This is a genomic window from Paenibacillus sp. 1781tsa1 (assembly GCF_024159265.1).
Taxonomy (GTDB): domain Bacteria; phylum Bacillota; class Bacilli; order Paenibacillales; family Paenibacillaceae; genus Paenibacillus.
The window spans coordinates 5,144,028-5,156,830 of record NZ_JAMYWY010000001.1; the positions used below are offsets into that span (position 1 = coordinate 5,144,028).

Genomic DNA, 12,803 nt, shown 5'->3' on the forward strand with positions numbered 1-12,803 from the left:
TTGTCCCCGTTAGCAGATCATTAACGTACATTTAACGAAAATGTCGTAATTTTAGGACATTATATAATTATCTCCGCACATAGTTCAATACCTGTGTTATGTATTTTAACACTGGAAATAAAAAAACCGCTGAGCTGTCCTTGTCATCTTGTCCTTCCCACACGGACATGAGACATAAGGTCGCATCATCGGTTTTATAATTTTATACTATGTTCGTTAACCTAACGCAAGAGACGATAACGGTTACTAGGCCTTCCCCGCCTTGTATTCAGCTCATTGCCAGCAATTTCGGCCAGCGCAAAAGCAGTAAGGCTGCCCATAATACGTTGTACGTGCCTGATGGTCATGGAGAGCCCGGAAGCCAGCTCACCGGCTGTAAATTCTTCTTTGCCCATCCGGCGTATGTATGCCTTTATTTTCTGGAATGTACGAATACTCACGCCTGCCTTGTTCAATTGTTCCAGCAATTCAATATCACTTGAATAAGTTTCGTAGGATAATTCGTGGTCTTCTCCTGCCGCCTCGACAATGGTTCCATCCGTCTCATAGATAATGATCTGTCCAGCCTCATCATCCTTGGCATACTGAATAGCTTTACGTGCATGGCGTTCGGCATCAAACGCCGTCTCCCCGAACCCGATCCCGGCAAAGGAAGGCAAGTCTGTATCCAGCTCCAACTGATGCATGGTCGAATGCAGTGAGTCCATATTACGAGCCATCACACCTCTCGAACCATACATCAGGTATCTTCCGGTGCCGTCCTGATGAAGTGATCCATCGATTTGTTCACAGTGTCGCAGCAGCACTCCCTTGATCTTCAGCTCCATATACTGCAACTGATAACGCTCGGTCGACAGTTCTCCCGCTTCATGCAATCGATCAATCTCGATCATGAGCACACCAATCTGACTGTCCTTGAACGCGGAACTGCGAATCTGTTCAATCAGCATACGTACGGCTTGTACCGTTTCCTGCTTGGTTGAATCAATTTTGAAGACGGGTACCCCGCGTTCCACCAGACCTTCATACACCGCATACAGACAGGTAATCGCTGCTTTGGTAATCCCCTCTTGCCAATGCCGCACGTGGAACCCGATCATTTCTTCCACATCGTAATCGATGGAAAACACGTATTTACGTAATTGCTCCTGTGAGATATTCAGCTCTTCCAGACTGTCCATCAATCCCCAGCTCTCGTTGTCCGTCATATCAATGGAGATATCTTTCACCGGACTGTCCAAGGTGTAGACGGCCTGAAGCATCGCCTTATACAAGCTGGCCCCAGTAGGAGGGCAGTATATCGCGTGTTCTTTTTCCGAAAGTTCAGCTTGGGCACTCAGATAAGGAATCGGTCCCGTAAATACCCATCCGTGTACATTCTCCCGATTTCGTCTAATGATGTCTCCCGTTTCTCTTGCATGTTCATAGGCATATGGCTCGTAGCTCGCCCCCAGATTGTGTCCTTGCAACGCACGCATGGTTCGCTCAATGGATGGCCTTGGCCCTACGATTCCGATCCGATACATCTACACCCCTCCTTCACTCACTCCACAATTCAACATAGATCATATCGCTCCGAATGTTCCGTGGGTTATAAGTTTTAATTATATACAGAACTGACGATATAACAAAACAGATCACAGGTGATTCATCTACGACCAGCACTGCTTATCACATGACTTAGCAAGCACCACACTTATTGAATAAATGGGTCTCTATTCCTGTCAGTTTGCTTGAAGTCTATCATTTTTCATTTAATCGTAAATTTTACATATAGTTAATCCATTTCATACATTGGTTTAGCATTGGTTGTATACACTGGGTTCAGGATACAAAACAAACTATACATATATTCTAGGAGGATGCATTCATGTTAAACCGTTTTAATGTCCGTGCAGCCAAAATGATGCTCGCGGTGACAACAATTGTTACGGCTACACTCGGAGGAAGCAGTGCAGCGTGGGCTGTGGAAGACACCACCTCAGCGACATCTGCATCACCGATTAAAAATGTGATTATCCTTATTCCCGACGGCATGGCTAACGATGCCACTGCTCTGGCTCGTTGGTATAAGGGCTCGTCCCTGACGCTGGACTCCATGGCAAGCGGCATGGTTCGTACACACTCCGCAGATGCGCCGATTGCGGACTCGGCCCCTGCTGGAACCGCTTTTGCAACAGGGTACAAATCGCATACCGGATTCGTCGGTGTACTGCCGGACAAGGCTACAATGCCTGGGCAAAAGGCCATTGCGCCTGGAGACGAAAGAAAACCTGTTGCTTCCGTGCTTGAAGCATCCAAACTGGCGGGAAAAGCAACAGGTATTATAGCCACATCCGAGATTATGCACGCCACACCCGCCGACTTCTCCTCTCACTATCCGGACCGTAAAAACTATGATGCCCTCAGTAAACAACAAGTCTATAATGGCATGGATGTTGTGTTGGGTGGAGGTAGCAAATACCTTGAGCCAGCCGGACGTAAAGACGGCGAGAATTTAGTTTCGTCTATCAAAGCACTAGGTTACGATTACGTCACTACACCAGCGGCAATGAAAGCATCGGATTCGAACAAGCTGTGGGGTATGTTCGCACCAGCGGGCATGGCTTACAATATGGACCGTGATCCTGCGAAGCAACCAAGTCTTGCTGAGATGACATCCAAAGCCATTGAAGTTCTGTCCAAAGACGAAGATGGATTCTTCCTGATGGTTGAAGGCAGCAAAGTAGACTGGGCAGCTCATGCCAATGATCCAATTGGTATTATCAGTGATGTGCTGGCTTTTGATGATGCCGTAAAAGTAGCCATGGATTTTGCCAAAGCAGATGGAGAGACTGCCGTTGTCGCTGTAACTGACCATCAGAACGGTGGACTCACGATTGGTAATGCCTCCACAACTGGCACATATGATAAAGAACCGTTGTCCACATTTATCGGACCTTTGAAAAAAGCCAAGCTGACAGGTGAGGGTGTTGAAGCGAAGCTGAATGCCAAGCGTACGAACATCAAAGCAGTGATGAAACAATACTATGGCATCACCGATCTGACTTCTGAGGAGATTGCCACCATTAAAACGGCTGAGCCGGGTAGTCTTAACTATGCAATCGGTCCAATGATCAGCAAACGCGCAGGGATTGGTTGGACAACCGGTGGTCATACAGGTGGAGATGTTGTGCTGTACACGTATGCTCCCAACAATGACCGTCCATTCGGGGTAATCGACAACACGGATGTCGCCAAATATATGGCACGTGTACTGAATCTCGATCTGGACAGCGTGAACAAACAATTGTTTGTTCCTGCCAAACAGGCATTTACAGCCAAAGGCGCAACATACAAACTGGATCTCACTGACGCCAAAAATCCGAAGATCCTCGTTACCAAAGGCAACACCAAGCTGGAACTGCAAATCTATAAAAATATTGCACTGGTGAACGGCAAAAAGACAGCCTTGGAAGGTGTCATTGTCTATAACGGTGTAGAGGCATTTGTTCCACAAGGTGCAGTGGATCTCATTCAATAACTCATTCATTACAACTACCGGAAAGACCGGAGATTACACGAATTGGCTGCCGAATATTTCGGCAGCTATTTTATTGTTTACTGATAAGGAGTAGGTGCCTGTCCCCGCTTATCGTATAATGAACGTAATGATGATGAATAGGATACAACAAAGGAGAGAATCAACCATGTTGATCAAATTAAACTGGATCACGCTGAGAGTCAGTAGTTTGGAAGCTTCGCTTGAGTTCTATCACGACATGCTTGGACTTCCAATTCAGCGCAGATTCGAAAGCCGCGGACGGCAGATTGCCATGCTCGGCATGGAGAATGAAGCCAAGCTGGAACTGATTGAGGGCAGTGAATCCATTCTTAAACCAGAGGCCGGCGTGTCGATCGGTTATGAGGTGAACTCGCTGGATGAAGCCATGGAACGACTGGCAGAGCTGAATATTCCAATTGTACGCGGCCCCATCCAGCCCAATCCGCACCTGCGGTTTATATACATTACAGATCCAGACGGCTTCGAGGTACAACTCGCAGAGCATGTTTAATTAGGCGACCGCACTTGGCGTATCAAGATAACTCGTTGTGTCTGAATGGGTTGAGTCAAACCTGCACGTACAACCCCGCCTAGGCCAGTGTAAAAACGTTATTATGTCTGTTTACAGCTTCATACGGCGCATCAGCGGCACACCTATGCGATTCAGCAACCGATCAAGCAGCAGCCAGCACCAGCGTCTGCCCCATGGAAGGTGGCGCTCATACACAGCCGAATACTCAAAATCCGCCACAGCGCCCCGATTGCGCTTAAACTGCGCTGCCCCCGCGCTCTCATGCAACAGATGGCCGTTCTCGCGGGCCTGTCCGATCAGACAAGCGGATAACATGCGGTATAGTCCGACGGACTGGGACACCGCTGTATCGTAACCGAACAACGGCGTGGTCATGATTCCATTTCGGCAGAAATAACCCATAACCGCGTCCAAGCGTCCCTCCTTCCGCAGTCCATACAGCCTGAGTGTTCCTGATGCCATCGCAGCAGCAATGAACTGTTCGGTGAACTGGGGATTGTGATAGGAGTATTTTTCAAGGTATAACAGCTTGTACAACTCCACGATTCGCGGAATATCTGCATCTGTCATATCTGATTCGGAAACGACTTCATACTCGTGCTTGGCCAACAATTCGTAATCCCGCTTCAGCAGCCAGCGTGACTTCGAGTTGCCAAAATTCGGATCATGCGCTTGGTACAGATAGATTTGTCGGCTCGGAATCAGTCGACACCCCACTTCGGTTAGCCTCGTCGTCAGATCGGGATGAAGTCCCGGACACAAGGAGCGAAACACAATGACATGCTCTGGGTAGCGCTCTTGTACCGCTGTAAGCAAACATTCTGCCTGTTCACCCGACATGGCTGGATAGAGATTGGTGGACAACAGCCAGTTGTTCACATGCACCACTTTGTTGATCTGCGATTGCTTCATTCCCCAACCGATTAGACTGAGCAGCACAGAAAGAACTTTTTCCAACATGGGCTTCTGCAACATGCTCAATTCCTGTTTGGCGTAACTCACGTAATGCGTATATGGCGAACAGACGTAAGCATTATCATACTCCGTATCATTCACCGTCAGTGGAATAACGAGATCATCGATCCTGGCGAGCAGCAATATCGTTTCCACGTTGGACATATAGCTCCGGGACCCTTGCTGCATCATGGGTTCCAGATAAGCTCTGGCATATTCGCCATCCTCCGTATCGGGCCAGTCCATGTCTTTGAGCGAATGCTGATCATAAAGACGCACGCGTTCAATGCATTTATCATTCCTATGCTCATATGTATGGTCTTCGTAACTCGATCTGTCTTCCCCTACTTTATTCCTCAACCTTTTATTCCCCCATGAGATAACATCTTCTTTTACTACCATCTACAGTTTACAGTTCTACTCTCTACATACTCTACACACACTGTATAGGAAAAAAATGTCGGCATCAAGCTGTACTGCATATGAAAAAAAAGTCCGTCCAGCACGATAAATACGCACAGACGAACTTTCAACGATATAATATTAAAGTTTATTCTCAACGGAAGAAGCCTGGTGATCCGAGACTAAGTCGTTCAGGTTCACAATCAGTTGTTCCAGTTCTCCGAAACTTTCCACCATCTTCTGTGTCAGGTTACGTTGTTCTTCCATGCTCGCCAGAATCTCTTCTGTCGCTGCACTGGATTGCTCCGTTACACTCGAAATCTCGGAAACCTCATTCACTACTCTGGTGGAAGATTCCTTCATGGTCGCCGAACTAGTCTCGATATCGGTCGCTTGATTCAATACATGCTGAGAGTTACTGTTAATCGTGCGGAATACTTCCTCTGCCGTTTGCACACTGTCTCTTCCTTGTTGTAACGAAAGACGAATACGTTCGAATCGATCCGTCAGTGCCTGCGTTTGTCCTTTTAATCGAGACAGGATGGTTGCAATATCACTTGCGGACTGACCCGAGTTCTCTGCCAACTTGCGGACTTCCTCGGATACAACGGCAAACCCGCGTCCATGCTCACCCGCACGAGCCGCTTCAATGGCAGCATTGAGCGCAAGTAGGTTGGTCTGAGTTGCAATATCCGCTATGCTGTTCAGCATAAGCGTCATGGATTCACTTTCCTCATTGAACTTCCGCATGTCATTAGCAGTTGTATTGATCGTTTCATATAACTCTTGCATCTGACTATTCAGTTGGTCCATCTGTGTGCTTCCAGTTCGCGTGCTCGTTGCCATACTTGCGGACAACTCTTTCATCTGTTGGGAATACAACGCAACGTCCTTAATATGCTGATCCGATACAGACAAGGATTCCGAGATCTCGGCTACACTGGTCGCTTGGAACTCAACACCTTTCGCAACCTCACTGAACCCAAGCGTCACCTCATTGGTAATAGAGCCAGTCGCATCCACTTTTTGCTTCAATTGATCTGTATAACGAGACAGCCCGCCAACAGACTCCTTGACTCGTTCAAGCATCGTTTCCATCCGGGTCCGCGACGCTTCGACCTCGCTCCATCTTTTTTCACTTTCATGAAAGAGCTTTTGGTTCAGATAGGATACCATGAACAAGATTCCGCCCGTAACGGTGAACAGTCCTACATTGATTGCATTCGTTACAAACTGGTCCTGAGTCGTTGTAGGAATAATCACAAGTTGAAGAATGTTGTTCGCGAGCATAACCGAAAATCCGATGATAAACCATTTTTTGTTCGGATAAATCAGTAGGATCGAAGAGATGAGAATGGCAAGCAGGGGTTCGACACTTCCCCATCCGGCGAATACCCCACACAACGAGATTAGCACGGTGTTCACCCAAGGAATGAGATGGATGTGCTTCTTTTTGGCGTTTGCATAAGCGAGCCAGATTCCATACAAGATCACAATACCATTGGAAATAAATAATTTGGGCTCAATTAAAGCTACAGAAAATCCTACAATTAACACAACCCATAAAATGATGCTGATGATCTTGTTCCGTTTCCATATAATTTCGTCAATACGATTCATGCATACCCCGTCCTTTAGATAAAATAAATTTACGATTGTAGGGCATACTCGCACTCACATCGGCCTCTTTATGGTTTGCTTCCGTGCATATTTCAACGCAACGCTCAGGCCACCGTCATAGTACAATGTTACTTCACAAACATGAAAGCAGCGCTACATTATGTATATCGGTATTCCGTATACAAATTTAAATATTAACTTTTAATTAATACACTCCCGTATAAAAAAACATAAAAAGCCTCTCTTATACGCTGTTACGTACAAGAAAGGCTTCTTGGTTAAGCGCTAATAATCATGAATACAAGCTCTTATTTACCGAACACAAGTGTCGTATTGGAGGAACCTGCATACTTGGTGACGAACTCACGCGCGTAGCTGGCACTCTCTACCTGATAACTGTAATTGGAGCTTGGTCTCCAGTTCGTTTTAGGAGAAGTCGGGCTATTCAGGGCCGGTGTACTGCCCGTATCCGTAAACTCACCTTTTCCTTTGTCATCCAAGATGCCGCCCTTTTCAGCACCTGCACCAAAGTAGTTGTTTTCGGAATAAATCCGTGCTTTTTCACCAATGGTGATGGCCTGATTAAAGTTGTTTGCATAGTTGTTTTTGAGATGGAAGTAACCATATCTTAAAAGTCCAGGACCACGTACATATAAATTTTCAAAGTAATTGTTGGACATCGTCACATGAGGGACGCCATTGTAACTGCTGTTACCATCATTCGGATGACCGAGGATAACGCCATACTTATGGTTAGCAAATTTGGAATTGCTAATCGTAATATAATCGGCGCGATCGCCAATATACAGCAGTTTGTCCAAATCACTACCGCCAGAGCTGTAGCTATGGCCAGCAAATGTCACATGGTCGATCCAGTAATTGGAGCCTGAAGTGATATACATCTGGATATCATCATTGGCATTAATATTGGAAGCGTGTTCAAAAGTCAGATTCTGAAAAATCACATTGCTTGAACTGCTAGTGGATCTGAAATGAATGTTCGTTAATGTATGTTTGTCAAAGGAACCTACCAGTGTCTTGTTCGCTCCAAACTCAACCTTTTGCAACGTAGAGGAAGAAATATTCTGTTCAACGACGACAATTTTGGCCGTAGAGCCCGCCATATGTGTTCTCAGGTCATTGAGATTACTAACATAAACCACCTGACCATTTTTGCCACCTGTCGTAGCTGATTTGGATACACCACTTTCATTCTTAGCACTGCCTGCAAAACCGGTCAACCCGTTCGTACCCGTGTTTGGATAACTAGCCGCGCCATAGGTAGAAGGAGCCGTTGAGATCGTTAATAACAATAGAGTTACCGCAAGTAAAAGCATAGAGAATTTCTTCAAAATTTCACCATCCTTTATAATATTATCCTCAAAGACAACTCGATTATATCGTGTAACTCTGGCTGTGACAACACAAAAATTGCAAAAAGACAACAATATTATCTTTTTCGCAACAGCAGATCAGATATAGTGAAAAAACAAAAAAATGAGATCAAGCCACAGCTATTGCCATGTCTTCATCTCAACCATCGATCCTAGTTTTATTTAATTTTGATGTCCAATTCATCCTTCTTGGCTTCCTGCAAATCATCATAGACCTTATCTGGTTTACCATGAAGTTTTAATATCATGGACTCCGGATGGTCCAACTGATTGCTGCTGAAAGAATACATCATTCTGTCTTCCGTTCCACTCCCACCTACCATGGATAACTTGGTCTGCTTCCCATTACGGGAGGTCGAAATGATCTCGATAGGCCGAACGATCTCGTTGAGCGACAACTTCGTTTTGTAATCAATCTCTTGATCTGGCTCATAAACAAGCCTGACCCGAGTTACAAGAGGAGATACCTCAACCTCGGACAACATGACCTCATAACCTCCAAGGGTAAAGGTCTGATTAACGTTGATGATTTCCGTTTTGGGGATAGAGAATTTGGGATCCAGTGCAAAAGAAAGATTCATTTTTTTGGAATATTTATATTTCCGTTCCTTTTCCCCTTTTTCTGAATTTCCCACCACATCTGGAACAACGGAAGAAAGCTGGAACTGAAGATTCACTTGCTCAGGGAGCGGTTTATTTCGATTACGCTCAATTGTATTCCGGCCATAAATGGTATGCTTATCCTTCGAAAAATGCATACCTCCTATATTTCCGTTATCAAGGACATAACCTGTTCTTGCATCCGTCATCTTGGTATTGACTATCGAATAAATCTCTTGCGAAGCATCCGTTCTAGCGGTATACAATACCGTTATCCTGTTCTCATCTGCCAGAACCGCATTCACGGTAAACTGATATATGCCCGATGTAACCGTCCGATCCACGAGTTGTACATAACCATTATTGAGCGTTGAAGTAATCGTAGCACGGTCCATATCCGAAGTTAGCAGGCCACGGAAGGGCTCTAGAACTCCCCAATGGGTTACAGGCTCAGTATATGTTGCCGGTTGTTGCCCATAGTTTCCAATCGGGCCTATAAGAAACCAACCTGCAGCCAGAACCGTGACCAGCACTGCCGTGATCCATTTGACACGAAAGGTCCTACCTGATCGTTTTGTTCTGCCCTTTGCGAGACCACGTTGAATTGCAGCAGTCGTGTCCGCCGGATTCCAGTGCTGCTTCTCTCTTTTCACCTGATATGCGTCTGCAAGAAGTGCTTTCTCCTCCGGGTTAGTGGTCATGCCAATCCCTCCTGTTCTTCATCAATTTGCGCAACTGCTGGAGTCCCTTGTGCTGCCAGGTCTTGATCGTACCTTCCGGTTTGCCGAGGATCGAGGCAATATCCGTCAGTGTCATGTCGTTATAATATTTCAGCAATAATACATGGCGATATTTCGGTTTCACCTTTTGCAAAAGAGATTCCATCGCAATTCGATTATCATCAACGCTGATCATCCAAGACGCCGGAATGCTGTTCTCTATGTCTTCCTTTGCCAGAGGTGTCGCCCGCTTGCGACGTCTCTGTTCATCGATGCAGACATAGATCAGAATCCGAATGATCCACGACTTGAACGCCTTCTCATGGTTCAGCGTACGACGTTTGATCCAAGCCCGGCACGTCATCTCCTGCACAGCTTCCAGCGCATCTTGCCGATTACGCAGGTAACTGTAGGCAATGGAAATGAGCGTATCTTGATGTTCCATAATGGATTGCACAAATACCGTCTCATCTTCGGTCTGTACATAGATCCTCTGGTTCAGCTCTGCTTTTGTTTCCACCCCGCATCCCTCCTTCTCTCTCTTTCTGTGGTATAAGACGGGTGAGTGAAGCAAACGGTTTTATTATTGGCTCATCAAAAAAAGCCCCGCCATCACCTGAGGGAGCTTTTTACATAAGAGTTTCATCGCCAAAATACCGAATGACGTACACACATGAACAATCCAAACAAGATTAACCCTTTTACAAATTACCGATAACTTCGATCCCGTTCACTCCTGTTCATGCAATTTCACTACTAATCAGAGTTCAAACCAGGTTAAACCGCCATCTACCTGCCTGGTTTCTCGCTCCATCTGTTGCATCCAGCTCCGTGCCTCTTGGCCCCACATATGAAACAAACAGTAGATATACGACTCCCCATCCACAACCTCTTCTAACCCGGAAGCCTCTTCTACCCACACTTCAAGGGCTCTCGGCCAGGATGGATCTTCACGTTTTAATACAAAGCCGTTGGCTTGGTGTTCCAAACTATACACTTCGGTAAACGTTAATGCACCTGCCAGACGTTCCACAACTTCGGGTAAAATCGCAGGCTCTGTTGTTCTAATCCCATATTCCCAGCCCATATGTACAACCTCCTTCAGACTTCGTTCGCTCCAGATTGTTGCTTTTGTTCGTGCATTTGATCGATCGAACGATCCAACCACAACTCATACCAGTCCAGAAAATGCAGCCGATTCGTATTGCCCCAATACTGATCAGGATAAATTCCATTTCGGTTAGCCCGGTCATCCACCCAGATTTCTCCGTAGGAAGCTCCGTTAACGATCAGATTCATGGAAATGCCACACCCAAAATCACTGATGCGCAGCATGCCTGCTGACCATTTCGGATCAAAATATTCATGTTCCAACGCTTCCCATTCCTCTTCTTCCTTGCTGTCATCGAACCAGTCATAGTTCCAGTTCCATGCTTCCGTGAATTGAAAAGGGTCTGAGATCGCATTCAGCTCATCATCATAACCAAGCACAGCGTATACACCATCATCCGGGTTCTCCAGACCATAATAAGGCCCTGCACCACTCGTACCCATATGAAGAAGCCATACCTTATAGTCCTCTGGCAACTCAATTTGCCATTTCTGTTCAAATTGAGCAATATCCTTCTGCGTCCACACAGATGCCATTTCATATTCATGGTTCTCTGCGCCGAACAGGTCCAGATCCGAGTCCAGACTTTGGAGAGTGATCAACTTTTCTCGCATACGTTCTAATTGTTCAGTGTACATGGCCTACTTCCCTCCTTTGCCACTTCATCACGTTTGTTCCACGGCATATCCGCGTTGCTGCAACTCATCCAGTGCGGCTGCTGCATCTCGCTCAGGACATAATTGCTTAATCAAGTTCATGGTCACCGGTTTTTCTTCATATATCTCAGCTACAGCTTCCAACGGCACATCCTGGATATCGTAGTACCCTTTGGCCCAATCCACGTAATCTTCCGAGTCTTTATTCAAGTACTCCAGCAAAAATTCTGCACCACCTCTGGCGTCCGCTTCACCTTCCTCGGCCATCGCCATCTGAATCCAGTTACCAACCTTCCATGACAAGCCATTCCCTTCCTGCCATAGGCAAAAAGTCACATTCTCCAGATCCAATGTCTCCTCATGATCCCGCAGAACAGCCATCAATGTCTTCGGCACTTCATCGTACATGCCCGGGTAGATCTCACCATCCTCACGAGCATGCGGACTTAAAGGTGACTCATGATCGAATCCCTTGATCAACGTGCCTGAATTCGTAAATAATACATGCAGATGATCACCTGCGCCGTTATCGATGCTTCCCCATGCCACTCCTGGCTGAAGTTCTTCTTCATAATGATGTACACGCAGCCAGTCTTCCTCCGAAAATATGATATCCAGTGCGGCAAGTATTCTCATCCGTTTACGCAGGGCATCTGCATTCATCATCGTTGTCTCGTTCCAAACCTGCATATGAATCCCTCCTGTTCACCTATGTACACTAAATTCGAATTAATCCATCCAGCGTGTTATTTCCCTGAGTACTTGGTGTCATGACAATTGCGATCCGACTGGCTTCTCTGTAGATGATACACGCATAGTTTCCGGGCTTTAGCTGAAACAGGACCCCTTCACACGTCTCATCAGGCTCCAGTTCACCGCCAGTAACATCATCAGCCGCTCCCAGATAGACGTGCCCAGACGGAACTTGCAGATGATATACCTTTTCCCGTTTCGCTACGTCATCTGAATCTGATTCCACCTCTGCATCCTCCAAGCTCCATTCCACCTCATATACTCCATCCGCACCCAGATTCAGGAACAGACAATGGCCTGCATTCACCTCAGTCAGCTCATCTTCCGGAATGGACCACCAATCCGAAGTATCCTCGAAACGGTGCTTTAACGCTGCCAGATCATACAGGCACAATGTTGCCGTATCTGTAACCATTTGAAATGTTCCTCTCATATTCCCCCGTCCCTTCCTGTCAGATTCAGGTCTGACCTCAGAAATATATTTCATCATTATATCAAGCCTAATTCACGTGTAAAAG

Annotated in this window: 12 protein-coding genes; 2 read left to right on the top strand and 10 right to left on the bottom strand. The window is 46.2% G+C overall.

Annotation, left to right across the window (positions count from 1 at the left end; translation table 11 throughout):
* Positions 1–221: 221 nt before the first annotated feature.
* Positions 222–1,526, bottom strand: a complete 1,305-nt coding sequence (locus tag NKT06_RS23145) for a hypothetical protein (protein ID WP_253439644.1) — start codon at positions 1,524–1,526, stop codon at positions 222–224.
* A 344-nt stretch (positions 1,527–1,870) separates the two neighbouring features.
* Here NKT06_RS23145 and NKT06_RS23150 point away from each other — a divergent pair, with 344 nt between their 5' ends.
* Both NKT06_RS23150 and NKT06_RS23155 read left to right on the top strand, forming a co-directional pair.
* A complete protein-coding gene (locus NKT06_RS23150) occupies positions 1,871–3,523 on the top strand; it encodes an alkaline phosphatase (protein ID WP_253439647.1) in 1,653 nt (550 codons plus the stop codon).
* A 166-nt stretch (positions 3,524–3,689) separates the two neighbouring features.
* Complete coding sequence (locus NKT06_RS23155; protein ID WP_253439649.1) at positions 3,690–4,055, top strand: VOC family protein; 366 nt, start codon at positions 3,690–3,692, stop codon at positions 4,053–4,055.
* Positions 4,056–4,166: 111 nt separating this feature from the next.
* On the opposite strand, the gene NKT06_RS23160 is transcribed toward NKT06_RS23155, so the two are convergent.
* The 9 genes from NKT06_RS23160 to NKT06_RS23200 all read right to left on the bottom strand — a co-directional run bounded on the left by NKT06_RS23160 (position 4,167) and on the right by NKT06_RS23200 (position 12,718).
* The gene (locus NKT06_RS23160; RefSeq protein WP_253439650.1) at positions 4,167–5,390 is read right to left on the bottom strand and encodes a GNAT family N-acetyltransferase; all 1,224 of its coding nucleotides are present in this window, start codon (positions 5,388–5,390) and stop codon (positions 4,167–4,169) included.
* A gap of 183 nt (positions 5,391–5,573) precedes the next feature.
* Complete coding sequence (locus tag NKT06_RS23165) at positions 5,574–7,052, bottom strand: methyl-accepting chemotaxis protein (RefSeq protein WP_253439652.1); 1,479 nt, start codon at positions 7,050–7,052, stop codon at positions 5,574–5,576.
* 308 nt (positions 7,053–7,360) lie between these two features.
* A complete protein-coding gene (locus NKT06_RS23170; RefSeq protein ID WP_483311588.1) occupies positions 7,361–8,404 on the bottom strand; it encodes a pectate lyase family protein in 1,044 nt (347 codons plus the stop codon).
* 200 nt (positions 8,405–8,604) lie between these two features.
* Positions 8,605–9,747 carry a DUF4179 domain-containing protein gene (locus NKT06_RS23175; RefSeq protein WP_253439654.1) on the bottom strand — a complete coding sequence of 381 codons (1,143 nt, stop codon included), beginning with the start codon at positions 9,745–9,747 and terminating at the stop codon, positions 8,605–8,607.
* A complete protein-coding gene (locus tag NKT06_RS23180; RefSeq protein ID WP_483311632.1) occupies positions 9,737–10,210 on the bottom strand; it encodes a sigma-70 family RNA polymerase sigma factor in 474 nt (157 codons plus the stop codon). The genes NKT06_RS23175 and NKT06_RS23180 overlap by 11 nt, the downstream gene beginning before the upstream one ends.
* 315 nt (positions 10,211–10,525) lie before the next feature.
* A complete protein-coding gene (locus NKT06_RS23185; RefSeq protein ID WP_253439658.1) occupies positions 10,526–10,852 on the bottom strand; it encodes a hypothetical protein in 327 nt (108 codons plus the stop codon).
* Positions 10,853–10,866: 14 nt separating this feature from the next.
* Entirely contained in the window at positions 10,867–11,514 is a 648-nt protein-coding gene (locus NKT06_RS23190; RefSeq protein ID WP_253439660.1) for an SMI1/KNR4 family protein, read from the bottom strand.
* A gap of 27 nt (positions 11,515–11,541) precedes the next feature.
* A complete protein-coding gene (locus tag NKT06_RS23195; protein WP_253439662.1) occupies positions 11,542–12,222 on the bottom strand; it encodes a hypothetical protein in 681 nt (226 codons plus the stop codon).
* A 28-nt stretch (positions 12,223–12,250) separates the two neighbouring features.
* On the bottom strand, positions 12,251–12,718 hold the full coding sequence (locus tag NKT06_RS23200) for a DUF6386 family protein (RefSeq protein WP_253439664.1): 468 nt from the start codon (positions 12,716–12,718) through the stop codon (positions 12,251–12,253).
* Positions 12,719–12,803 lie beyond the last annotated feature (85 nt).